Raw genomic sequence first — 24994 nt, forward strand, 5'->3', positions numbered from 1 at the left:
GAGTTAGACTTCAAATACAAGCACGAAGCGCAAGCGAGTGTGTTACTCAGATACGATTTGACTCACTCGCTTGCGCTTCGTGCTTGTAACAGGTGGCACGCCCAGAATGAAGTGATGGGCGTGGTCATCTCAGAAAATTCGCTCCATCTTGATGGTGCCACGACTCACAGAGCCGTGGCACAAACTCAATTGTATTAATTCAGTATGACAACCGACCTGCAAAACGTGATTGGCCATGAGCTTCAGTTTGAGATGTTTCGTCGCGCGACGAGCCGTCAGCGACTGGGGCATGCCTATCTGTTTACGGGAGCCGTCGGGATTGGCAAGCGAACTTTTGCAGTCCATCTGGCGCAGGCACTTCTCTGTCAGAATCGACCGGGGGATGAATTGACCGCTTGCGGCGAATGCCCGAGTTGTCGTCAGGTCATTTCCCACTCTCATCCCGATTTATTTCGCGTCGGCTTGCCGGAAGGAAAATCGGAATTACCGATTGAGGTATTCGTTGGTTCTCCAGAAAAACGGGGACGTGAAGGGCTGTGTCACGATTTATCCCTATCGCCGATGCAGGGGGGATATCGGATTGCAGTCATTGATGATGCCGACAAAATGAATGCCTCCAGTGCGAACGCTTTGCTGAAAACTCTGGAAGAACCGGGGCCGGGAGCCATTCTGATTCTGATTGCCATCGATTCCGATCAGGTCATCACCACCATTCGCTCCCGCTGCCAGCAGGTGAATTTCACTCGACTCTCTGATCAAGATCTCCATCAAATCCTGACACGTATTAATATGGTCGAACACGAAGGCGAATTGGATTCTAAACTGCTTGAGGAAGCGATTCGCCGGGCTGATGGTTCAGTCTCGAAGGCACGAATTGCAATGGAACGCCTGCAGGCGGGGGAATCGCACGAACTGCATAAAGTGACGCAACTGCTTGGTAGACGAAAGATTATGTCGGCTGACCTGGCGATGGTCTTCGATGAAGTTACAAGTCAGGCAGGATCCGATACGAACTCTCAACGGGAAGCGGCTCTGCTGATTATTGAAACCTGCCTGCAGTATTTTCATCAGTCGTTGACGATGGAAACGGGGATTTCGCAGCTGGATCAGGTTCATTCTGACTGTTATCTCGATGCGATGGACCGCTGTTTTGAAGCCTCCCGGCAAATTGACCGCAAAATCAGTGTGCCTGCCTGTCTGGATCAGTTTTGCCACGATCTGGAAATGCTGCTGCGTCCGACTTGGAACTCTGCCGGACAGTAGTCATAATCGAAAGACATGCTGATCCGGAGTCGTTTATTAATTAATTCAAAATAATAATAAACCCTCTTCAGCATTTCATAATAGCCAATAGGCAATATCCAGCTGCAATGCCCTTTCCGGGCTTAAATTTCAATACTGAGTTCAAAATGACAGACGATCAACCGATCGATCAATTTATCGTCCGCTACGGCACCACACGTTTTCTCGGAGTTTTCACCTGGAAAGGCAAAGGAGAGCCACAACGGGGGAACGATGTCATCATTCGCACCAAACGGGGGAATGAATGGGGAGAAGTTCTCGGACCAGCGACCGAGCGTGCGAAAAGCTTTCTGCAGAGCCCGGAGCCCGAGGGCAAGATTCAGCGATTTCCAAATGCAGACGATTACGACACGCTTGATCGGTGTCGCATTCGCGAGCAGGTCGAATTCGATGGCTGTACGAAAATGATTCTGGAACGCAAACTCCAAATGCAACTGGTCGATGTCGAACATCTCTTCGGCGGCGAACGAGCGGTCTTCTATTTTCTGGCAGAAAAGCGAATCGATTTCCGGGAACTCGTCAAAGCTCTTGCCAAGGAATACTCTCTGCGCATCGAAATGCGTCAGATAGGCGTCCGCGATGAAGCGGCTCTGTTGGCCGATTACGGCGATTGCGGAAAGCCGGTCTGCTGCAATACACATCTGAGCGAAATGCCACCTGTCTCCATGAAGATGGCTAAGGTTCAGAAAGCGACGCTCGATCCCAACAAGATTTCCGGTCGTTGCGGCCGCCTGAAGTGCTGCCTGCGTTACGAATACGATACCTACGAAGAGTTTCAACGGGAACTACCAAAAATCGGAGCAGAAGTCGTCACCCGTGAAGGGCAGGGGAAAGTGATCGGTCAGGAAATTCTCAGTAAGCAGGTTGTCATCGTCTACGAGGACCGCCGCCGCATTACGACACCTCTGCAGGAAATTATTTCGGTCATCAAGCCGAAATCGGGAAAAAAAACAGCACCAAAGGTCAAAGTCGCAGAGGATGTTTCAGAAGAAGAGTAATTGCAATTGAGTTTATTAAGTTCTCTAATTCAACCCGGGTGGCGGGGGCGCTCTCGAAGAGAAGCCCCCGATGATTGAATGTTCGGGGGCTTCCGCAAGCGGAGCGCCCCCGCCACCCTCAGGTACTTTGTAATCAGTTTAACGGGATATAATCTCTCATCAGGAGAAATTGAGATGCGCCTCCAATTCCTTCCCGGGATCGTTTTAAGCTGTGCGGTTGTCGCTTTCAGTTTTTCGCAAGTTTCCCATGCGGCAGACATATTTCATGCTCAGGGAGAGATGGCAGGAGAAGTCACTGCAACTTCCGTCCTTCTCCAGTCTCGATTGACCGAACTTCCGGGGCCTGATCTGGATCTGCAGGGAGATATTCCTGGAGAAGCTGGGTTCGCAAAATTTGAGTGGAGCATGGACAAAGACTTCACGGAGAGTCAGCAGACCGAATGGTTGAAAGCAGAAGCGGAATCCGATTTTATTGTCCGCACGGAATTGACGGCTCTCAAACCAGGAACTCAATATTATTATCGACTACTGTATGGAGCCGATCAGGCACATCCTGAAACAGGTGCCACATGCAGCTTTCGTACATTGAATGAACCAGAGGCAGCTGTACCTCTGAAATTCTGTATGGGAAGCTGCATGAACTATCACTCGTTCATGAGTGGGAAATCGAATGGCGGAGGTCCAGTCACGGCGACCGAAGAGGATCGGAAACTTGGCTATCCCGTTTTCGAGACGATGTTAAAACTGGAACCTGAGTTTTTTATCGGCACCGGCGACATCGTTTATTACGACCATCCCGGAAACAATCCCGCGAAGACTTTGCCGGAGTTGCGTCAGAAATGGCATGAGCAGTTTCGGTTTCCCCGGCTGATTAAATTCTTCTCCCAGACTCCAGCTTACTGGTCGAAAGACGATCATGACTTTCGGTACAACGATGCGGACCTGAAGTCGAATCGAGAGCCTTCTGTAGAAGTCGGGATCGACCTGTTTCGCGAACAGATGCCGATCCATCCGGCTGGCGAAAAAGATAAACCAACCTATCGTACTCATCGCGTCAATAAGCATTTGCAACTCTGGTTTGTGGAGGGGCGTGATTATCGTTCTCCCAATAAAGCGGAGGATGGGCCGGAGAAAACAATTTGGGGAGCCGAGCAGAAAGCATGGCTTCAGAAGACGCTTCTCGAAAGCGATGCCACCTGGAAAATCCTGATTTCCCCCACTCCCATTGTCGGCCCCGACAGTGCCCGCAAAACTGATAACCACACAAATTTAGGCGGTTTCCGAGCCGAGGCAGAGGAGTTTTTCAACTGGCTCAATGAGCATCAAATCAATCTGATCAACTTCTGCGGTGACCGCCACTGGCAGTATCACAGCATTCATCCTCAGGGCCTTGAAGAGTTTTCCTGTGGAGCCCTCAACGATGAAAATTCAATTATGGGAAGTTTTCCCGGCCAGAAAAACAGCACTGATCCAGACGGGTTAATCAAACAACCATATCACTACAAAAAACCAACGGGCGGTTTTCTGTTTGTGCAGATCGAACCGGAAACGAAGATAAGTCCACCGAAGTTGATTATCGAATCGATTGATGATGAGGGAACGGTTTTGAATCGGGTCGTGAAAGAGAAATAGTGTTCCAGTAGTTATACAAGCACGAAGCGCAAGCGAGTGAGTTAATGTAAAGAAGACACACTCGCTTGCGCTTCGTGCTTGTATTCATTTGCCCGCAAAGTGGAATCTACAAAATCCTGAACTTTAAGATCAGAATATAGATCGCCAGTAAAATTCCAAAAGCAATCCACCATGGCGGGCCGAAAACAACAGTGGCGTTAAAAATGATAAATCCCATACTGGCATGCATCATCCAGACATACCAGCGGGGGAGTTTGTCGATGCCTTTGCGACAGGTCCAAACCAAATCCAGCGGCCACCACAGCGCGATGAGATAATTGATCCAAACCCCGCCGCCCCAATGCCAGCCGGTGATGCGGGAGGTTTGTTGAGCGGTGTGTTCATAGGCAGCTGCATGACTCCAGTGATGGATAAACTGGAACGCGGCTGCGATGTGAATCAGATAAATGACCGCTCCTGCGATCCACACATTTCGCATGATACGGTTCGTTCGATCAGAGCGAATTTTTGGCCAGGGCCAGATTTGCAAATCGTACAGAAGTCGTAAAACGTACGCAAAAACGACCAGTCGAGCGGTCCAGCGGACGATGAATTCTGGCGTCTCCACTTAACGACTTCCTTGAATGCGAGGCGTGATTGAAAATAATGGTGATCCCCATTCAACATCACTTAATGACTAAAACTGGAGTGGATATGGCCAATTAACCGATCTCAACTTCACCCCATTTGACGGAGTTTTGATCCCTGCCTATCCTACGCGATCGAAACCAATCAGAATAGCATTCACAGAAACGGCTGATTACAGCACGGAGTAGAAATCATTGGCTCGTAAGAAATCGAAAAAATCGAACGGAGAAGCGGCTCTCATTCCGGATGAGACGGATCGCATCCAGTACGTCTCGCTTACGGACGAAACCCGTAGACGCTATTTGAATTATGCGTTTTCGGTCATCCAGTCTCGCGCCTTGCCGGATGTTCGCGATGGTCTTAAGCCGGTGCAGCGCCGTATTATGTACGTCATGTACAATGACTTAGGGCTGACCAGCAACGTAAAAGCCCGTAAATGTGCAAAGATCACCGGTGATACCATCGGTAACTATCACCCGCATGGCGACATGGCGGTTTACGATGCCTTGGTTCGGCTGGCTCAGGATTTCACCTTGAGGGAGCCGCTGGTCGATGGGCAAGGGAATTTTGGCTCTATTATCGGCTTACCCGCAGCTTCAGCGAGATATACCGAAGCGAGGTTGACCGCAATTGCAGCCGAGTTGATGTCGGAACTGAAATTCGACACCGTCGATATGCGAGACAACTACGAAGGGACTCGCAAAGAGCCCGTCGTGCTCCCTTCTCGCTTTCCGAATCTACTGGTGAACGGAACGCAGGGAATTGCGGTCGGAATGGCGACGAATATTCCGCCTCATAATCTGGGCGAGGTCGTCAAAGCCTGTCTGCATTTGATCGACAATCCCGAGGCGACCGTCGCTCAATTGATGAAGTACGTCAAAGGGCCCGACTTTCCGCTTGGTGGTCGCATTGTGACCGATCGTCGGGAACTGCGTACCGTTTATGAAACCGGACGGGGCTCGATTAAAGTTCGAGCCGAGTGGGAGCCGGACAAACTGCAGACGGGACGAGTCAAAAACAATATTGTCATCACTTCAATTCCCTACGGCGTCGAAACTGGTCCCTTGATGGTCGACCTCGGGACGGTTGCCGAGACGAAGAAGTTGCCGCAATTGCTCTCTGCGATCGATGAGAGCAGCGAAGAACTCGGCATGCGAATCGTGCTCGAACTCAAGAGTGCCGATGATGCCGAAACCGTGATGGCTTATCTGTATAAGCACACCTCGCTGGAGCAAAACTTTAACTTCAATGCGACCTGCCTTGTTCCCGATGAACACGAAAACCTCAAGCCAGCTCAAGTCAATCTGCAGGAATTACTCAGCCACTTTCTGAAGTTCCGATTGAAGACAATTACCCGCCGTCTCGAATACTTACTGGCTCAACTGCTCAAGAGAATTCATATCCTTGAAGGCTTCGAGATCATTTTCAATGGGCTCGATAAAGCTTTGAAAATCATCCGCAGCAGTCAGGGCAAAGCCGATGCGGCGAAGCGATTGATGGATGTCTTTCCGATTGATGCAATTCAAGTCGATGCCATTCTCGATATGGCTCTGTATCGAATTTCCGAACTGGAAATCGATCGGATCATGGAGGAACTCAAAGAAAAACGAGCAGAGGCAAAACGAATTCAGGCTCTGCTCGCCTCAGAGAAAAAACTGTGGGGCATTGTGAGCGATGAGCTTCGCGAACTGGGCGATAAATACGGCAACAAACGTCGGACTGCGATCGGTTCCTCGGAAGAAATTTCTGAGTTCGATCCTCAAGCATACATTGTCAAAGAGAACACGAATGTCGTCATCACAAAAGATGGCTGGATCAAACGTGTGGGACGAATTCAAAGCATCGAGAAGATGCGAATTCGCGAGGGGGATGAAGTCCTGAATGTGCTGCCGGCCAGTACGCTCGATGCGATTGTCTTCTTCTCGGATGACGGAGCCGCTTATACACTTCCGGTCGATCAAATCCCAGCTTCAACCGGATACGGCGAGCCGCTCGGTAAGTATGTGAAAATGAGTGATGGTGCGAAGATCATCGCTGGCATGACAACCGATTCCCGTTTCACTCCAGCCGACAATCCGCCCGAAGGAGATTCGCCGGAACCGTATCTGTTGATCGCAACTGCTCGTGGTCAGGTGATGTCGATATCATTTTCATCGTTCCGATTGGCATCGACGAAACTTGGCCGAAAATTTTGTCGACTGGCGAAAGAGGATCGCGTCATTTTCGTCGACTTGATTACCGATCAGCAGACGATGTTCCTGGCGACCTCTGGGGCTCGTGTCATTCACTTTGAATTGACGGAGGTTCCATTGTTGGCAGGACCTGGCCGAGGTGTGCGGGGCATCAAGCTGGAAAAAGACGACGAAGTGATCGGAGCGATCCTGCTGGCTCGTCCGGGAGATACGCTGCACGTGATTAACGACAACGGCAATAAACTCGCCTTTGGTCAAGCCAAATACGGCGTGACTTCACGAGCCGGTAAGGGAGTAAAGACGAGTCAGCGAACTGGTTTCAAAGAAATTGTCAGACCTGACATTCAACTGGTGGACTGGTCGGAACTGGAATGACCAGTGATAAGTTTCCATTGGCCAGTATAGAAAATAATGCAGGTTGAAACGATGAGAAAGCCAGTGCCACCCTTATATTTAATTGGAACAGACTACTATATCAGATTCAAAAGTTACCTGCAGCGTTCAGTAGGAGCAAACACAGGGTAATGAGGACATTTGGGTCCATGCGACTGCAAATACCATTTGATTATGCTCTAGGATTAATGTGTAAGCGCATAAGTGACGATGTTGATTCCCAGCGGATAGGCAAAACGTTCCGAGTAATCTTTGAAGTAGGTGGGATCTACTCCCTCTTCTTCCCAGCCATCGCCCAGGTCTGTATTGTGACAGATGATCGCCATCATTCTTCCCTGATCATCGAAGAGTCCTCGATAATGCGGTTCGCTGGCATCGGGACGTTCTGTAAGTCGCCCCGACCGCCAAGCTCCGATACTCACGATTTGTGGCTTCTCAGCCAGGTCGTAAACGAGGTGAAAAATGTCGTGTTCAAGCGGCAATTCTTCGGGTTCACGATCCGGAAAGACACGTTTGATATTTTCATAAAAGCCATACCACTCGTCTTCGCCCCAGAAATCGTCGACCATCAGGAATCCACCGTTGAGCAGATAACGACGCAGACCTGTCACTTCTTCATCAGACAATGTCATTTGCCCGGGTTCGACGAGATACAAAAAGGGATAGTCTCCCAGGTTTTCATCTGTCAAATCGACGATGACCGTTTCAGGATGAACTTCAATCGAGGTCAACTCTCGTAGACGATGTGGGAAATTCAAATCGCTTTCGGGATAATCAGTCAGCCATTTATCTCGATAGCCCCAGGAGGTGTATCGAACCCGTGCAAAACGGAAGGCATCGTGCTCGAATCGCTTATCGATTTCCCAATCGTTATTGACCCCAGTTGCAGTCACCTGACCACGTGAATAATTCCTTCTTCCTCCGTAAGGACTACGAGATCCTCCCCTCTGATTAAAGAAGTCGGGTTGCGCAAACAAACCTGAGGCAAGAAACAATACGGTGAACAGGAAAAGCAAACCGCGTGTAGGATTTTGTAGGATTTTCATTCCGTCGCCTCCGGTGTCTTCAACGTCTTCGGGCTGAGCTGTTCGATGACCGAGAGGAGTAATTCGTGAGCCTCCCGATAACGGGGAGCTTCTTCCAGTGCATACAGGACATGCTTGCGGGCCTCTTCGAGCTGGCCCTGTTTTTCATAGAGACGAGCAGTTCGAAAATGCACATCCGCGGGATCAAAGGGATCCATCAATGTCAGAATTTTCAATCCGCGGATCGCGGCTGCATTATCGCCGGAACGCTCACCTGCCTCAGCAAGAATGCGATAAGGTTCCGGCTGGAGCGGATTAACGGACAGAATTCGATTCACGTTTGCAATCACTGCTGGCCAATCTGCCTGCTCTGTGTAATGTTCTGACAAACGTTGATAGACATCGACCGCATCCGAATTTGATTCCGCCAACTGAACTAACACCGCAACTTCGCGATCGATTTCGCCAAGTTCACGGGATACCCGGGCATCCAGTAACAGTGGACTTCCCTCTCCCGCGTAACCGGGAACCAGTTCGAGTAGTCTGTTCACTTGCGTTCTTGCTTCTTTCCATTTTTTTTCACGGATCAGAGCGAGTGTGAATTGTTGCAGTCCCCAAAAGTTGTCCGGATGTTCCTCCAACCAGATCTTCCAGGCTGACGCGTCGGCACGCTTCGGTAATTCGTCGCGGCTGAAGTCAGCAGTCGCTCCAAATTCCTCGGCTCGACTTCGAATATATTCTGCAAACCGTTCATCAACCTGTTCGACTGGTCCCATGTGCCGAGTGATCGCATAGTTAATCGGAAGACCTTTTGCCAGATCATCGAGGATCGCCACCAGCACATCCATTCCAAACGTTTCAACAATATACTCGACCACGACCGAAGATTCGTAATAGGCAAACATCAGATGCTCACCACTGGGAGGTCGAAGAAATGCACCGCTGAGATCGCTCACGGGAGTGAGGTCTTCTCCGAGAATCATTTCGCGATAAGCAGGTGTGATCGATTGCCCCCAGACAGGATTTCTCTGTCGCTCTTCATAGACAGAAATCCCCTCGCTAAGCCAGCGAGGCATTCTGTTTTTCGTTTTCGTCAACGTGACCACATGACAGAATTCATGCCACAAAACCGCCTCCCAGTTGGAAGGGCTGTTTCCCTGGGATGCGGGCGAATTCATCGTAATCACATTGCCAAAGCAGACTCCTAGAAAACCTGCTCCGCCGGGTAGTCCAAAAGTACGGATCGCGAAGTCCTGCTGTCGCGGAAAGATTTCGACTGCGATGGTCTCTTTCAACTCAACATTGTACTTACTGCACAGAAGCTGTTTGGCTTGCTGTAACAATTCCAAAACGCGTGGCCCATAAATCTCTGCTTCCTGAGCATCCATCCTGATGATGAAACCATCACTCTGCAGGGTCCGGAAATTTTCCATGTGGTCCTGCAACGTGGAGAGGTTGTAGGCGACGACGTTGTAATTATCCTTCTCAAAGACTTCTTGAGCGAGTTTCCAGCCCGCTTCCTCATTCCCCAGTCTGAGCAGGTCATTTGACAACTGTATTTTTGCCGGAAGGTATTCCGCATCGAATTTCAGTGCCCGCCGTTGAGCAGCTGCTCCTTCTGCAAAGCGATACTTCTGGGAAAGATGCTGTCCAATAAGAGAATCGATTTCTGGATTATCTCTCCAGTGTTTAAGAGCCTGTTCACGATAGAATGTCTCTTTAATGACATCACTTTCCAGATGCGCTAAAACCGCACGCAGCGCCCAGGCAGTGGGATGAGACGGGTTAATTTCCAGTATGCTCTCCAGGACCTGCTCTGCTTCCTCATACCGTTCGGCTTGAATGTGCCTCTCTGCGACGAATAGCAGACTGGGAAGATGTTGCGGATTGATTTCCATCGCTCGACTCAAATACTGCTGAGCCTGTTCTGAATCACTTGACTCAAAAGTTCGAGCCAAGCCGTACAAAATGCGGGGATTATCTTTATCAATTTTCAGCGCCTTCTGAAAATCCTCTGCGGCCAGAGCGTAGTCATTTTTCGCCAGGGCTAACTCGGCTCCTGCCAGATAAGACTCTACAAATTTCGGAGAGGCTTGCTGAATGACCTTGAAGACTTCCAGACGAACCTGTTTGGCATCTACGCCAATTTCCAGAAAGAAGTTTCCAATGATGAGTACGCTATCCGGGTCGCGATACATCCAACGCAATCGCTCGATCTTAGCTGAGATCTCCGCCAGGATTTCTTTTGCTCCGTCCGAGTCCCCGTTAAATCGACGGACGTCTCGTTCTAGCCATAACAATCGTATGCTGTTTGAATGCGACACCCTGGCTTTCTTAACCGTTTCTGCAGCCTCGACGTAGCGACCCAGGATCATTTCGCAGCGGATCTTCAAAAGCGGCCATTCCTGAGAGTGAAATCCACTTTCAATTTCAGCGTCAGCTATCTCTGCGCACTCCGCATACTGACCAGTGCGAAATAGTTCCTCAGCCTCAGGAAGAGTCTCGGCATACAAGCAATTTGTTGAGGCAAGGACTGCGACCACGAACAGTCCAGAGAGACTGCCGAGAAGAAAACGACTCAGTGAGTAGGTCTGCCTCAGCGTTTGCAACTCAAATTCCTTCTACGCGTTCCATGTGATGAATTTATTATTCAACCAGAATGCATTGAAAGACAATACTCGATTCTGTGAGATTTCACTACTTTGACAAGAGAATATTTTTCTGAGATTGAAGCGACCCGCAATCCAGTAACGGGCTCTCCCACATGAAGCTAGAACCACATGAGCAATCCAGAAGAGTCGAACTGGGAATGAATGGGGGAATCAGAAATTGTTCGAAACGCAATAGAAATATACTCACGGACACTAAAGCCAAAGTAATGTCACTGCTTAAGTTGAACGCTTACGGATTTCGCAGAAGTAGGCATGGGGTCCACCGGATGTGTACTGACGATTGTTGTCATCACGAACTAAATAGTGGCAAGGAGTGATTGATTCGATTTCCCAGCCTTTGTCGAAAGTCTTGTGAAGATCTTCCGGGCTGATTCGTCGTGGTCCTGGTCCTGCTGGCTCATTGTCGCTGAAACATTGCAGATACAATTTTGCTCCGGGATGCATGACTCTGGAGAGTTCATTGACGTACTCTTGACGGTCTTCATCTGAAAAGACATGGAACAGACCACTGTCGAGAACATTGTCGAATGTCTGGTTGAGTTCAGACAACTTGAGCGCATCCAGTTGTACAAACGTTGCCTCAAGGCCGCGTTCTGCAGCCTTCTCTAAGGCTTTTTCGATTGGAGTGGAAAGCAGGTCAACTCCAGTGACATCGCAGCCGCGTTCTGCAAAGTACAGTGCGTTCTCGCCGGTGCCGCAGCCTGAGTCCAGAACTGAACCGGTAATTTGATCCGCAATCTCGACAAATGCAGGCTGAGGTTGATCGATGTCCCAGGCTGGTTGACCCTCGTATAATTTTTCAAAGTCAGCCGGGCTAATCGTTTTGTCTGAAGTTGAGATCGGTTTGATTACTTCTTCCTCGCGAGAAGCAGAATACGCTGACTCTTTAGTGGAACTAAGATCGACATCATCATGGTTGAGGGATGGCATTCCATTTCCTGCGAGCACCAAATTTGGCTGCACGGCAAAGCGACGTAGGACGACATAGAAAACGGGAGTCAGGAAGAGTCCAAATAATGTCACTCCGAGCATTCCACTGAAGACAGCGGTCCCGAGTACGCGTCGCATTTCGAAGCCTGCTCCGGTGGCAATCAGCAAAGGAATGACACCCAGAATGAAGGAGAAAGCGGTCATCAAAATGGGACGCAATCGCAGACGACAGGCATTGATCGCAGCTTGAAAGCGGTCCTGGCCCGCATCTTCCTCGGCTTTGGCAAACTCAACAATCAGGATCGCATTCTTACAGGCTAAGCCGACCAGAACAATGAATCCAATTTGCGTCAGAATGTTGTTATCCATCCCCCGCATCCAGATTCCGACAATGGCGAACAAGAGACACAAAGGCACGATCAGGATAATTGCAAGTGGCAGCAACCAGCTTTCATACTGGGCAGAGAGTGCCAGAAAGACAAACAGAACCGCCAGTGGAAACAGGTACACAATCGTGTTGCCAGCCTGTTTTTCCTGAAAGGCAATTTCCGTCCAGGCGTAACCAAAGCCCGGAGGAAGATTTTGAGCGGCGAGTTTTTCCATGGAATCCAGCGATTGTCCCGTACTGTATCCAGGAACGGTACTTCCGTTGATATCTGCAGCAGGATAGAGATTGTATCTGACGATGCGGTCCGGTCCGACAGTTCTTTTGATGTCCACAACCGATCCGAGCGACACACTGACACCTCGAGCACTGCGCGTTCTCAAGCGAAGAATATCCGTAGCCTCATCGCGAAATTCAGGTTCTGCTTGAGCAGTGACACGGTAAGTCCGCCCCAGCAGATTGAAATCGTTGACATACTGGGACCCCAGATAAACCTGGAGAGCCTCGAAGACATTACTGACAGGAATATCCAGCATCTGCGCTTTTGTGCGATCGACATCGACAAAGATCTGAGGCACACTCACTCGATAATTGGAGAAAACCTGCACGAGCCCCGGCGCTTGATTGGCCTTGTCGACCATTGTTTGGGTTACCTGATTGAGTGCATCGATGCCAGCTCCGCTCTTATCCTGAACATACATTTTAAATCCGCCACCGCGTCCGATACCACGTACAGGAGGTGGAGCAATGACATAGATTTGAGCTTCATTGATCGAAGCCGTTTCTTTTCGTAGATCGGCGATGATCGTATCCAGATTTCGCCCGCGCTTGGCCCGTTCTTTGGCATCTTCGAGCGGAAGAAATGTCACAGCGGCATTCGGGCTGATTGTAAATGTGGAACCCGACAGACCAGCGATACCAACAGAATGAGCCACACCATCGATCTTGCCGCCAATCTCAGCCACTTTTTGAGTGACGATGTCGGTTCGAGCGAGAGAGGCTCCATCTGGGAGTTGAATACTGACAATCAGATATCCCTGATCCTGCGGCGGAATAAAACCACTCGGCACCAATCCAAAACTGTACCAGGTGGCAACTAAGAGTCCGACATAGAGAATCAAAGAGACCGCTGAGAATCTCACCAGCCGGGAGATAATCGCCGCATAGATATTGCTTGTGACATCGAAAAAGCGATTGAAGCCTCGGAAGAACCAACCAAATATGAAGTCGACAACTTTCCCCAAAGCATTTCTCTCAGCATTTTTGGGCCTCAGTAACAGGGCACACATGGCAGGACTGAGCGTTAATGAGACGAAAGTCGAGAAGACGGTCGAAATGGCAATAGTGAGTGCGAATTGCTGATAAAACTGACCACTGATTCCCGGAATAAAGACCGTCGGCACAAAGACCGCAATCAAAACAAGAGTCGTCGCAATCAATGCTGAACCGACTTCATCCATCGCTTGATGGGTCGCCTCCCGCGGATTCAGTCCTTCGGCGATCAGCCGCTCGACATTTTCAACCACCACAATCGCATCATCGACAACAATCCCAATCGCGAGGACAAGTCCAAACAGCGATAACGTATTGAGAGTAACGCCCAGCATCTGCATTGCGGCAAACGTACCAATCAACGAAATCGGAATCGCAATCACGGGAATAATCGTTGGACTCCATCCATGGAGAAAAACAAAGACGGTCAGCACGACAAGCATTGTTGTAATGAAGAGTGTTTCAAACACTTCATTGATTGATTCTTCCACATAGTCGGTCGGGTTGTAAGCAATTTCGTAGCCAATGCCTTGTGGAAATTCCGTGCTTAAATCCGCCATCGTTTGCTTAACGACATCAGCCGAGTCCACCGCATTGGTGCCCGGTCGCTGATAGATTAAGATGGCAACTGCCGGTTTCCCATCGAGATAACTCAGTCGGGAATAATCCTGGGCACCAAGTTCAAGTCGAGCGACATCCTTCAATCGCGTGACTCGACCATCTTCACCACGCTTGACGATAATTTGACCAAACTCATCGGCTTCCTTCAATCGGCCTTCCGTCGTAACATTCAACTGAAAGGCTCCGCTTTCATCGATGGGAGGTTGTCCAATCACACCAGCTGCCACTTGAACATTTTGTCCGCGAATTGCCTGGAGAACATCGCCAGCGGTCAAGTCAACGTGGGTCATTTTCTCGATGTCGAGCCAGACGCGCATGGAATATTCATTACCCCCGGCAATACGAATATCTCCCACGCCATCGAGCCGCATCAGGGCATCGCGAATTCGCAGGAACGCATAGTTACTGATGTAGAGTTGATCGCGGCTGTTATCCGGAGAATTCAAATGCACGACCATCAGCATGTCTGGAATCTGCTTCCGAGTCGTCACGCCAATTTGTCGAACCTGTTCCGGCAAGCGTGCCTCAGCGACTGCGACCCGGTTTTGCACCAGCACCTGAGCATCATCGAGGTCGGTGCCGAGTTTGAATGTGACCGTCAGCTGCATCGTGCCGTCTGCACTTGATGACGATTCCATATAAAGCATGTCATCGACGCCGTTCATCTCCTGCTCGATAGGAGTGGCGACGGTGTCGGCGATTACCTGGGGAGTTGCACCGGGATAACTGGCTCGGACGACAATTGTCGGTGGAGCCACATTGGGATACTGAGAAACCGGCAGTGAGAAATAGGTAATTCCGCCGATCAGGACAATCACAAACGACAGCACTGAAGCAAAAATCGGTCGCTCAATAAAGAAGTGTGGAAACTTCATCGACCACCCCCCTGCTCAGTTGAACCGGTGATCTCCTTCTCCTCTTCTGGCAATGGATCCGGTTCGGGAGAAATCCATTTCTCAGGTGGGAGTGGTTCGTAAGTGTCTGGGAGACCATCCTCAACAACTACGATTGTGCCTTCCCGAGTTTGAACTTTTGCATCAGGACGAGCCAGCAGTAATCCTTCAATGACGAGAGTCTCATCACCATTTAAACCTTCACGAACCACACGTAGTCCATCGACAATTGGTCCGACAGTGACGACTCGTCGTTCGATGACATCATCGACAACAACATAAACGTATTGAGAATTCTGGTCGGTTCCGATTGCGGAATCCGGAATGAGAATGGCTTCATATTGAGAACTGCCTGGAATACGAATTCGGGCAAACATCCCTGGCAATAGAACCTGATCTTTATTTGGAAAGACACATCGGGCACGCATACTGGCGGTATCGGTATCGAAACGATTGTCGACGAAATCCATATGACCTTCATGGGGATAATCGGATTCGTCCACGAGGCCCAGATAGACTGGATTTTTGGCGACACGAGAACTTTCGCGACGCCCCGCCATTGCGAGTCGAGTGTATTTCAAAACCTCCTGCTCGTTAGCATCGAACATACAATAGATTGGTTGGACAGAAGTAATCGTCGTTAATAATGACGAAGTGGCAGTGCCTCCAGTAATGAGATTTCCCTCTGTGATATATTCTCGACTGATTCGTCCTGTAACCGGAGCAGTGATTTTTGTGTATTGCAGATTGAGCGCAGCCGTTTCAATTTTGGCTTTCGCGGAATCGATAGCCGCATTGGCGGTCGCGATGGCTGCATTGGCCGAACTGATTCCAGCCAGACTGGATGCTCCATCGGCCTGAGCCTGTAAATACTCTGCCTCGCGTTGATCAAGTTCATCTTGAGTCGTAACTTCCTGTTGACGAAGATCGCGAACGCGGGCAACTCGGGTTTCTGCCAGCGTCAGTTGAGCATTGGATTGCTGCTGCGCCGCCTTCGCCTCTTCCATTTGTGCTTTCGCTTGCAGAAGTTGAGACTCGGCCTGGCGAAGCGAGGCATTGGCATCGTTCAATTCGGCAACAAAGGGTCGAGGGTCAATGATAAACAGCAGGTCTCCCTTATTCACAACCTGCCCTTCGTCAAAGTGAATCGACTGGAGATAACCGCCGACACGAGAGCGGATTTCCACGAATTCAATCGCTTCGAATCGTCCGGTGTAAGCATCCCATTCGACAATATTCTTGTTAACTGGCGTTGCAACAGTAACCATTGGAGGCGGCGGTGGAGACTGTTCCTGTCGCGACTGATCGCAACCAGGGCCGTAAAAAAGCATAGACATCGCAAAAAGCAGGCGTGCCGAGTAATATTTGGACATCAAGAACCCTTGATAGTAACCAGTTTGTGCGGAAGGAAGGATCAGGCAGGCTGTCAATCTGTTCAACTTCATGACGTGAATATAGTTGACATAAAAACTATATGTAGGTAGTTTAAGATCACAGAAAGGGAATGACAAGATGTCAAGTGGTGGTTTACAACAAGAAATCAAAAAGAAGCTGCCGTTCGATTCACTCGAACAGGAAGCGAATCTAAATATCCTGCGAACGAATGATCAGATGCAGAATCGATTTGGGCGATTCTTTCGCACGTACGATTTAACTCCGTCGCAATACAATGTGCTGAGAATCTTGCGAGGAGAAGGCAAACCAATGCCTTCTCTGGAAATTGGAGAACGCATGATTCAGGTGGTCCCGGCAATCACGGGACTCATCGACCGCCTGGAAAAACGGGGACTTGTCTGCCGTAGACGTTGCGAAGAAGATCGTCGCGTTGTGTATGTCGATATCACACCAGATGCTAAAAAACTGCTCAAACGAATTGACAAGCCTCTGATGGCTTTGCACAAGCAACTGTGTGGAACACTCACTCAGCCTGAGTTGAAAGAATTGAGTCGACTGATGGAGAAAATCCGCGCTGGCCTGAACACGATGTAATCTCGATAAGCTTTGAGTATTTCTCGTACCATGGATCATGGGAAGCTTGTCGATTTTATGGAGTTGTGCAGCCTTATTATTCACAGCAGTTGACGGTGCCTGCAGGATTGATTCCCCGCAAACCAAATCGATTTATCATCTACTGCAGTTTGCAGATTACGGTAGTGGCTTTTTAGTGGTTTGAGCCCAATGCTTCCAGTCCATCACCCGCTGCATATTTGTGGGAACGGCTATCATGATGGAATTGGCTTAGTCTTGAACTCGTTCGGAAATCACCAAGTCGCTCAAGTTGACTCGCACGATATCGGAATGTCAGTAGTTGTGCTCCAATGAATTCAAATGCAGATTCAGGATTTTCCGCACTTCCGTTGTCGCCTCATCGCTTTTTTGGATGGTCGTGTGTGTAGCCGGGACCAGAAGTTCAGAGACTGCTCCTGTGATGTGGGCGCTGACTTCTTCGACTACTCCATCGCCTGTGTCACTTCCAAATCGGGATTGTTTGATGCCGATGATCGAATGGTAAGGCACACGGTCCGAGATCTTCAGTTGCTCCAATGCCACCATAATCGGATCACCCGGTGCGAGATGATCCAGGCTGGTGGGAATCGAATTCAAATAGTGATCTTTCAAAAGACCTGAATTCTTACTGATCAGCTGCCGGTACTGTCCCTGCACCTTTTTGGGAAAGGCAATCATCTGGCGGCCTATGCTGCCAATTGGTCGATTGACCCAGTCGGAGCCACTATGCGGGGTTGCGATAAATACTGCTCGACTGACAAACGGCACAGGCTCAAAAAACATCGCATTTCGAATCTGCTGTTTCGTCTCGGGATCGGCCTCAACGAATTCAAAAGGCTGATCGGAAAGAGCTTCCCACATGGTGTTTCCACTGGTCGAAATCATTTGCTTGACGAGCAAACCACCCATGCTATGCCCGATTAGAACCATGTTCTGGAGAGCCGGATCTTTTCCGCTCGGATCCAGTTTCTGCACGATATCCTTCAATTCATTACGTAATTCACTTGCAGATTGCAGATAGGAAATGCCTGTGCTGTATTGAAATACCCAAATCTGATAGCGATCTGCGATTTGCGGATCAGACTGCAATGCGGTTGTCATTTCTGTCCAGGTGTTAGGCGTAGCCAGCAGACCATGGATGAATACGACGGGGATTTTCCCGGGCTGATAATCGTCCAGCGTAATTAATCGGGAATTTTCACTGGTAAATGGAGTACGAAATCCGCTCCAGCCCCAGGAGGCATATTTCGCCAGGGGATTCTTGAACTGCGGCTCAAGGGAAGCTGGCTGAAGGGACTGGCACCCCACAGAAAAGAGACAGATCAGACTCAGCGCAAACGGAAGCCAATACCGGAACTTAACCGGTAAGCCCCCCTCCCTGGAGTCGTTACTGATCCATCTCATTTTATTAATCGCAACTTAGACCATTTTCAAATGGTATCTGCAGTCGCTTGGACCTCAAATGCCCTGAAAACGCTGTGTTTGCTCCTGCAGGACGCTGCAGGGAATTTTTGAATATGCTCTAGACCTGCGGCAATGAACGCAAAGCAACCATACGAGCACTGTTCATATTTGTCCACGCTAATTTCCCTGGATCTCTCCCAGAATTAACACATAAAGTCTCACCTGTCCAAACATTTCACCTGAAGATGAAAATTCAAAGTCGTTGGAATCATATTCGATTTTGTGTCCCAAGACATAGCCCGTTTCCAGCTGAGGTTTGAGCGTCTCGATTCCCTTGCGTTCCCGGCCGAAAATGAGACGAAAACAATGGAATGTCAGTTTGTTTAACTCATCACCTCCTGCATGAAGACAATAGGACTCGCTGAGTCCCTTACTAAAATCAATGTCATCGTTTAATGTGAAGAATTCATACGGCAATGCCTATGCACACCAAAATTAAAATGATCCAATACAATAATGCCGTGTAAATTCGCCGTAAGTCACTGTTTGAGGATAGATGTGTGAAAGTCGAACGCGACAACCGGGATGCATCGATGACTTCAAGTACTGTACATGATCCACTGGGTTTGCTGCAGGAGTTGATCGCCATTCCCAGTGTCAATCCTATGGGGAATGATCTCTCTGGACCGCAATTCTTTGAGCAGGAATTGACCAAATGGCTTGTTGGATTTTTCCGAGAGTTGGGGACACCTTATGAAATTCAGCCCGTCGCAGATGGTCGCTCAAATGTGATTGCCCGACTCGAAATCGATTCGGCCTTACCATCGATCATGCTCGAAGCTCATCAGGATACGGTGCCGGTCGACGGAATGACTATTGAGCCGTTCGCTCCACTTATGGAGAATGGAAGGATCTACGGGCGAGGTGCCTGTGATGTTAAGGGAGGCATGGCGGCCATGCTCTCCACATTTGCCAGACTTGTCCGGGAAGGAACCACTGCAGGTGCGAATGTCATCATGTCCTGCACCTGCGATGAAGAATACACTGCGAAAGGAGCTCGGCATCTCGCACAGCAATGGTCCTGTGATCAAGAGTCCCAAACTCCTGTGTCATCTCGACCAGATTTCTGCATAGTTGCCGAGCCAACCGATCTGAATGTGATTGTTGCTCACCGTGGAGTCGTCCGCTGGAAAATTCAGACTCACGGCCGGGCGTGCCACAGTTCGCGACCACAGGATGGCCACAGTGCCATTTACGACATGGCCCACATCGTATCGGCTTTGGAGAAATATGCGGAAGCCCTTCAAGAAAATTCAGAACCTCATCCTCTGTGTGGCTCGTCGAGTTTGAGTATTGGAAAAATCACCGGAGGGACGAGCGTTAACATTGTGCCTCACCTGTGCGAAATCGAAATCGATCGGCGATCTCTACCTGGTGAATGTTCTGCAAAATTACTCGAAGATATCGAGCAGTTTCTACGGAGTGAGACAACGGTAAACTTCACGTTTACTCCTCCCTGGATTGATTCTCCTTCTTTGGCAGATGATTTCAACCAGAATCTCGCGGAAAGCCTGTTGAATACGATTAACGGGATTGTGGATACACCAAGAGTAAAACAAGGTGCCTGGTACGGAACCGATGCCAGTACTTTTGCAGCCGGGGGCGTTCCCTCGGTCGTATTCGGCCCTGGCTCTATTGCTCAGGCCCACACCGCCGATGAATGGATTGAGATCGAACAACTTCGACAGGCTTGTGAAATTTACTATCAGTTTTGTAAAAATCCAACAGGCCTCTCAATCACGTTATAAGGACATATACAATGAGCTCATATTCAAACCTCATTTCACGTCGCAGCTGCCTGCAACTGGCCGCACTGATGGCAACAAAAGCAACCCTGGGCTGGGCTGATGACCAGAGTAAGCAGTCATTTGTCGATGCTCATGTCCATGTCTGGACTCCAGACACCACTGCATACCCTCTGGGGCCAGATTATGACGTACAGGACATGCAGCCAAAAAGCTTCACTCCTGAAGAATTAATGACTCACACCAAACCTGCAGGAGTCGATAAGATCGTTCTGATACAGATGAGTTACTATCAGTTCGACAACAGCTACATGCTGGATACGATTGCCAAAAATCCAGACACGTTTCGTGGTGTTGCCATTATCGATCATGAAAAAGATGACGCTTCTGAAACGATGAAGAAACTGCAGAAGCAGGGTGCGACAGGATTCCGGCTATATGCGGACGCCGCTGCGACCTCGCAATGGCTTACTTCAAAATCGATGGCTGCCATGTGGAAAACCGCAGCCGATAACGGACAGGCAATCTGTCTGCTGGCGAATCCTGATGCACTCCCCAACATTGAAAAGCTTTGCCGAAAGTTTCCCAAGACCACCGTGGTCGTTGATCACTTCGGGCGAATTGGTGTTGATGGCACGATTCGATCCAAAGATCTCGACAACCTTTGCCGACTGGCTCAACAGGAAAACGTATATGTCAAAACTTCGGCCTTCTATGCTCTCGGGAAAAAGCAGCCTCCTTACGAGGACTTGGGTCCGATGATCAAGCGACTCCGCAATACATTTGGTGCAAAACGGTTGATGTGGGCCAGCGACTGCCCATTTCAGGTTGAAAACAACCATAATTATGCCGCTTCCATTGCCCTAATCAAAGACAGGCTTGATTTCCTGACCGACGAAGACAAGGACTGGATGTTGAGTAAAACGGCCCAACATGTCTACTGGAGTTAGTGCTTTAATCTCATCTGCCATGGACCAAGCCGTATTCGAAATGATATCCGTATTTTGCTCGTGATCATAAATGCAGACCTTAGGTTTAAACGATGCGATGGCTAAGCCGATTGCGAAGTTCTCTGGTGCGTGGTCAACGTAATTTGTACCCGTAATTACCAAAGAAAAGCATCACGATGAATTTTATCTGTGTCGACCTTCACAAGCCGTCTATGATTTTTTTGACATCATCAATCAAAACCGAACCGTCCTGACGCGGAAACGGATCTTGTGCCGCGATATCGAGGGAATCCTCGCATTCCTCAGAACATGGAAAGAGCTTGAAATGGTTGTCGAAACGACGGCCAGTTACGAATGATTTGTTCAGTTCGTCGAGCTGCTGGCCTATCGAGTGACCAACCTCTTGAAATTGACTTGAACCGAAAAATACCATACACAAAAAAAGCATTGAAAATAATACTTCATATTTGGGTTAGCGAAGTGTAACCCAATAAAAGATATGAATCGATCTCGTCAGGCAGTGCCTGGCCTACAGGATGAAAAACAAAACAGGTAACTATGGCGACTGCAACACCATCTAATTACAAAGCGTCCGATATTGAAGTTCTCGAAGGACTCGAGGCGGTTCGGCGGCGGCCTTCGATGTATATTGGCGGGGTCGATCATCGTGGGCTGCATCATCTGTTGTGGGAAGTGATCGACAACTGTGTCGATGAATTTCTCGCCGGTCATGCTGATACGATTAAAGTCACGCTGCACAAAGATGGCGAAGCGTTGACCGTCGGCGATAATGGTCGCGGGATTCCAGTCGACAAGCATCCCAAATACAAGAAGTCTGCACTGGAGGTGATCCTCACCACACTGCATGCCGGGGGAAAATTTTCGGATAAGAACTACGCCCGTAGCGGGGGATTGCACGGCGTCGGTTCTTCCGTCGTGAATGCCCTTTCTTCCGAAATGGTCGCGACGGTGCATCGGGATGGTTTCGAATGGATTCAGCGTTATAAACGCGGTCGACCGACAACACCTGTCAAAAAGGCCAAGCCGTTCAAGGGGCATGGGACGCTCATTTATTTCCGTCCGGATGACGAAATCTTCCGGCGGATTGCTTTCAGTACCGAGACGATTCGTCAGCATCTCGAAGATATTTCCTACATCCACGCGGGCTTGAAAATTCGTTTTACGGATGAAGCGAAAAATGAAACGGACGAATTTTATCAGCCGGACGGAATCAAAGCCTATATCGAAAAACTGACAAAAGACGAGAAGAAAAAGCCAGTTCATGAAGTTATTTTCTCAACCGAGAAAGATGACGGTCAGGTCAAAACAGAACTCGTGCTCCGCTGGACTGAAGCGACAGACGAGCAGATTCGCAGCTATGTGAACGGCATCCGCACCCATGCTGGGGGAACGCATTTGAACGGCGTTCGTTCGGGGATTCTGAAAGCCGTCAAGAATTATATGGATGTGCATAATGTGAAGCCGAAAGGTGTCAGCATTTCTGCGGAGGATATCCGCGAAGGAATGCTCGGAGTGGTGTCGGTTTTTCATGGCGACCCCATGTTTCAGGGGCAGACCAAAGAAAAGCTGAACAACCCGGAAGTGGCGTCGATTGTCGAAGGACTGGTTCGGCCAACGCTCGAAACCTGGTTGAATAACAATGCCTCGATTGCGGATTCAATTCTCGGAAGGATCATTCTGGCTGCCCGGGCACGTCAGGCAAGTCGGGATGCTGTCGCACAAGTAAAGCGAAAGACGCCCGGTGGCAAACGAACCAGCCTGCCGGGAAAACTGCTAGATTGTCGTTCGAACGATGCGGGGGAATCAGAACTGTTTATCGTCGAAGGAGACTCGGCTGGTGGAACCGCGGCTTCCGGTCGCAACTCGCGAACACAAGCGATTCTTCCACTTCGCGGAAAAGTCCTGAATACGGAATCTCTGAAGATCAATAAGGTACTTGCCAATCAGGAAATTAGCGATCTGGTTGAAACACTCGGGGCAGGGGTTGGAGCCAATTTTGATATTCACAAACTGAGATACAATCGCATCATCCTGCTGATGGATGCCGATGCGGACGGTTATCACATCAGTACACTCCTGTTGACCTTCTTCTATCGGCACATGCCGGAGCTGATTCGTCAGGAGAAACTTTTCATTGCCCAGCCGCCGTTGTATCGAATTACGACTTCCAAAGAGAGCATGTATGCTCTGGACGACATGCATAAGGAGCAAATCCTGGCATCACTGGCAGCCAACCGGAAAGTCGAGATCAGTCGCTTCAAAGGTCTGGGCGAAATGGATGCCTCGCAATTGAAGGAAACGACGCTCGATCCGGCCAAACGTGTGCTCTTGAAAGTCGAAATCGAAAGTCAGGTCGACGCAGACGAGACGTTCCATCAGCTGTTCGGCAAGGATGCGAGCGAACGCTATCGGATCATCATGTCGGAGTCGGCGCTGGCAGATGATCTCGACGTCTAAAACCGGGCGTAAATTTTTTATTACAAGCACGAAGCGCAAGCGAGTGTGTGGAATCGATATGCACACACTCGCTTGCGCTTCGTGCTAGTTGTTATACTATTTTCTTAACTCAAGAACATTTTGTTATCATTGAACTGATCAAATTCACCAATTGACGGGTAGAGTGGGATGATTCTGACAGGCCAGGAAATCAAGGCACAACTGGGGACCAACATCGTCATCGAACCGTATGACGAAAAGCGTTTGAACCCAAACAGTTACAACATGTGCCTGCATAACGAAATTCTGGTGTACGAAGAGATCGTTCTCGATATGCAGCGGCCAAACCGGTATACTCGGTATACGATTCCTGAAGAAGGAATGGTGCTCAGCCCGAACCAGTTGTATCTGGGGCGGACGGTTGAGCGGACAGAAACCCGGAATTTGGTGCCGATGCTCGAAGGCCGTTCTTCGATTGGACGACTCGGATTGTTCGTGCATGTGACTGCAGGCTTCGGCGATGTCGGATTTTGCGGTTACTGGACTCTCGAAATGTTCGCCGTACAACCGATTCGTATCTATCCCGGTGTTCCAATCTGCCAGATCTTTTATCACACAATTACGGGTGACGTGACCGAATACGCCAGCGGCAAGTATCAGCGAAATCATGACATCCAGCCGAGCTTGCTGTACAAGGATTTTGATCAGGTGAACGATAAACAGATGAAACTCGGCTTTGAAGAAAAGTAGACTGCAGCCATGATTGATGAAGTTCGTGAACCTGTTTTATCGCAGGAATATCTCGTCCGCTTCGGCCGACAGAGTGAAACTGTTCGCTGCTTTGGAACCGAGGATGCGATTCCTCAGCGGGGGGATCAGGTGATTGTGCAGACCGATCGCGGCGAGCGGCTCGCAACAATCATGCAGAAACTTCCACAACCGATTTTCGAAGAGTCGGAAGCAAATCCACAGGCGATTCTTATTCGCACTGCTTCTGCTGAGGACATGCAGCGAGAGCAGGAACTTCGCCAGAAAGCCGATCAGGAATTTGGCATCTGGCAGGAACGGATTGACGAGTGGCAGGTCGCTGTCGAACTGGTTGATCTGGAATGGACTCATGATGGCGTACGATTGTTGCTCTATGTGTTGAATGATCGTGGCCCCGAATGTACGAAACTCGCATTGATGACCGCAGCCAAAGGATTGGGAGTTGTTGAAGTGGTTCCCTTATCGAGTAACGGGATTGCTGCTGAGAAAAAATCCGGTGGAGGATGCGGCTCAGGTGGCTGTGGTCATTAGTACTGTAGGTCAGGCTGTGCCTGACGACAAACAAGGTGGAACGCATATTTCGCCAGTTGTAGGGTGCGTCCTGACGCACCGGAATGGACACTCGGATGCAAAAAGAATCGTGAACGACCACTATTAACGT

At 49.4% G+C, this 24994-nt stretch carries 17 protein-coding genes; 10 read left to right on the plus strand and 7 right to left on the minus strand.

Annotation, left to right across the window (positions count from 1 at the left end):
• Positions 1-204: 204 nt before the first annotated feature.
• From holB to Pan54_RS22250, 3 genes are all read left to right on the plus strand, one after another.
• Positions 205-1263 carry a DNA polymerase III subunit delta' gene (gene holB / locus Pan54_RS22240; protein ID WP_146505647.1) on the plus strand — a complete coding sequence of 353 codons (1059 nt, stop codon included), beginning with the start codon at positions 205-207 and terminating at the stop codon, positions 1261-1263.
• Between the two features lie 146 nt (positions 1264-1409).
• Positions 1410-2300: a PSP1 domain-containing protein gene (locus tag Pan54_RS22245; RefSeq protein WP_146505648.1), complete on the plus strand. Its 891-nt coding sequence runs from the start codon at positions 1410-1412 to the stop codon at positions 2298-2300.
• Positions 2301-2474: 174 nt separating this feature from the next.
• Positions 2475-3932, plus strand: coding sequence for an alkaline phosphatase D family protein (locus Pan54_RS22250; RefSeq protein ID WP_146505649.1), 1458 nt, complete (start codon positions 2475-2477; stop codon positions 3930-3932).
• A 106-nt stretch (positions 3933-4038) separates the two neighbouring features.
• Here Pan54_RS22250 and Pan54_RS22255 read toward each other — a convergent pair whose 3' ends face one another.
• A complete protein-coding gene (locus Pan54_RS22255; protein WP_146505650.1) occupies positions 4039-4539 on the minus strand; it encodes a hypothetical protein in 501 nt (166 codons plus the stop codon).
• Between the two features lie 214 nt (positions 4540-4753).
• Here Pan54_RS22255 and Pan54_RS22260 point away from each other — a divergent pair, with 214 nt between their 5' ends.
• Complete coding sequence (locus tag Pan54_RS22260; protein ID WP_146505651.1) at positions 4754-7126, plus strand: DNA gyrase/topoisomerase IV subunit A; 2373 nt, start codon at positions 4754-4756, stop codon at positions 7124-7126.
• Between the two features lie 203 nt (positions 7127-7329).
• Here the strand turns inward: Pan54_RS22260 and Pan54_RS22265 are convergent, their stop codons facing one another.
• The 4 genes from Pan54_RS22265 to Pan54_RS22280 all read right to left on the minus strand — a co-directional run bounded on the left by Pan54_RS22265 (position 7330) and on the right by Pan54_RS22280 (position 16315).
• A complete protein-coding gene (locus tag Pan54_RS22265; protein ID WP_146505652.1) occupies positions 7330-8190 on the minus strand; it encodes a DUF4159 domain-containing protein in 861 nt (286 codons plus the stop codon).
• The gene (locus Pan54_RS22270; RefSeq protein ID WP_207310201.1) at positions 8187-10778 is read right to left on the minus strand and encodes a tetratricopeptide repeat protein; all 2592 of its coding nucleotides are present in this window, start codon (positions 10776-10778) and stop codon (positions 8187-8189) included. Before Pan54_RS22270 ends, Pan54_RS22265 begins: the two co-directional genes overlap by 4 nt.
• A gap of 279 nt (positions 10779-11057) precedes the next feature.
• Complete coding sequence (locus tag Pan54_RS22275) at positions 11058-14924, minus strand: multidrug efflux RND transporter permease subunit (protein WP_146505653.1); 3867 nt, start codon at positions 14922-14924, stop codon at positions 11058-11060.
• Complete coding sequence (locus Pan54_RS22280; RefSeq protein ID WP_207310202.1) at positions 14921-16315, minus strand: efflux RND transporter periplasmic adaptor subunit; 1395 nt, start codon at positions 16313-16315, stop codon at positions 14921-14923. The genes Pan54_RS22275 and Pan54_RS22280 overlap by 4 nt, the downstream gene beginning before the upstream one ends.
• A gap of 139 nt (positions 16316-16454) precedes the next feature.
• Here Pan54_RS22280 and Pan54_RS22285 point away from each other — a divergent pair, with 139 nt between their 5' ends.
• A complete protein-coding gene (locus tag Pan54_RS22285) occupies positions 16455-16931 on the plus strand; it encodes a MarR family winged helix-turn-helix transcriptional regulator (protein WP_146505654.1) in 477 nt (158 codons plus the stop codon).
• A gap of 312 nt (positions 16932-17243) precedes the next feature.
• On the opposite strand, the gene Pan54_RS22290 is transcribed toward Pan54_RS22285, so the two are convergent.
• On the minus strand, positions 17244-18353 hold the full coding sequence (locus tag Pan54_RS22290) for an esterase/lipase family protein (RefSeq protein ID WP_146505655.1): 1110 nt from the start codon (positions 18351-18353) through the stop codon (positions 17244-17246).
• Between the two features lie 560 nt (positions 18354-18913).
• On the opposite strand from Pan54_RS22290, the gene Pan54_RS22295 reads away from it, so the two are divergent.
• Positions 18914-20161 (plus strand): M20 family metallopeptidase, encoded by a 1248-nt coding sequence (locus tag Pan54_RS22295; RefSeq protein WP_242631400.1) that lies wholly within the window; start codon positions 18914-18916, stop codon positions 20159-20161.
• Positions 20162-20172: 11 nt separating this feature from the next.
• Positions 20173-21108: an amidohydrolase family protein gene (locus tag Pan54_RS22300; protein WP_146505656.1), complete on the plus strand. Its 936-nt coding sequence runs from the start codon at positions 20173-20175 to the stop codon at positions 21106-21108.
• A gap of 199 nt (positions 21109-21307) precedes the next feature.
• On the opposite strand, the gene Pan54_RS22305 is transcribed toward Pan54_RS22300, so the two are convergent.
• A complete protein-coding gene (locus tag Pan54_RS22305; RefSeq protein ID WP_165441924.1) occupies positions 21308-21541 on the minus strand; it encodes a hypothetical protein in 234 nt (77 codons plus the stop codon).
• A 125-nt stretch (positions 21542-21666) separates the two neighbouring features.
• Between Pan54_RS22305 and Pan54_RS22310 the strand changes: the two genes are divergently transcribed.
• The 3 genes from Pan54_RS22310 (at position 21667) to Pan54_RS22320 (ending at position 24864) form a co-directional block, all read left to right on the plus strand.
• On the plus strand, positions 21667-23586 hold the full coding sequence (locus Pan54_RS22310; RefSeq protein WP_146505658.1) for a DNA gyrase/topoisomerase IV subunit B: 1920 nt from the start codon (positions 21667-21669) through the stop codon (positions 23584-23586).
• Positions 23587-23754: 168 nt separating this feature from the next.
• Positions 23755-24315, plus strand: a complete 561-nt coding sequence (gene dcd, locus Pan54_RS22315) for a dCTP deaminase (RefSeq protein ID WP_146505659.1) — start codon at positions 23755-23757, stop codon at positions 24313-24315.
• A gap of 9 nt (positions 24316-24324) precedes the next feature.
• Entirely contained in the window at positions 24325-24864 is a 540-nt protein-coding gene (locus Pan54_RS22320) for a PSP1 C-terminal domain-containing protein (RefSeq protein WP_146505660.1), read from the plus strand.
• Positions 24865-24994: the final 130 nt, after the last annotated feature.

Origin of the sequence: Rubinisphaera italica (genome assembly GCF_007859715.1) — a bacterium.
Taxonomy (GTDB): domain Bacteria; phylum Planctomycetota; class Planctomycetia; order Planctomycetales; family Planctomycetaceae; genus Rubinisphaera; species Rubinisphaera italica.

Bases quoted from the DNA above. Each gene is read 5' to 3' on its own strand.
- holB (WP_146505647.1), top strand. From the start codon at position 205: ATGACAACCGACCTGCAAAACGTGATTGGCCATGAGCTTCAGTTTGAG.
- Pan54_RS22245 (WP_146505648.1), top strand. From the start codon at position 1,410: ATGACAGACGATCAACCGATCGATCAATTTATCGTCCGCTACGGCACC.
- Pan54_RS22250 (WP_146505649.1), top strand. From the start codon at position 2,475: ATGCGCCTCCAATTCCTTCCCGGGATCGTTTTAAGCTGTGCGGTTGTC.
- Pan54_RS22265 (WP_146505652.1), bottom strand. From the start codon at position 8,190: ATGAAAATCCTACAAAATCCTACACGCGGTTTGCTTTTCCTGTTCACC.
- Pan54_RS22275 (WP_146505653.1), bottom strand. From the start codon at position 14,924: ATGAAGTTTCCACACTTCTTTATTGAGCGACCGATTTTTGCTTCAGTG.
- Pan54_RS22280 (WP_207310202.1), bottom strand. From the start codon at position 16,315: ATGTCCAAATATTACTCGGCACGCCTGCTTTTTGCGATGTCTATGCTT.
- Pan54_RS22285 (WP_146505654.1), top strand. From the start codon at position 16,455: ATGTCAAGTGGTGGTTTACAACAAGAAATCAAAAAGAAGCTGCCGTTC.
- Pan54_RS22290 (WP_146505655.1), bottom strand. From the start codon at position 18,353: ATGAGATGGATCAGTAACGACTCCAGGGAGGGGGGCTTACCGGTTAAG.
- Pan54_RS22300 (WP_146505656.1), top strand. From the start codon at position 20,173: ATGAGCTCATATTCAAACCTCATTTCACGTCGCAGCTGCCTGCAACTG.
- Pan54_RS22305 (WP_165441924.1), bottom strand. From the start codon at position 21,541: ATGGTATTTTTCGGTTCAAGTCAATTTCAAGAGGTTGGTCACTCGATA.
- Pan54_RS22310 (WP_146505658.1), top strand. From the start codon at position 21,667: ATGGCGACTGCAACACCATCTAATTACAAAGCGTCCGATATTGAAGTT.
- dcd (WP_146505659.1), top strand. From the start codon at position 23,755: ATGATTCTGACAGGCCAGGAAATCAAGGCACAACTGGGGACCAACATC.
- Pan54_RS22320 (WP_146505660.1), top strand. From the start codon at position 24,325: ATGATTGATGAAGTTCGTGAACCTGTTTTATCGCAGGAATATCTCGTC.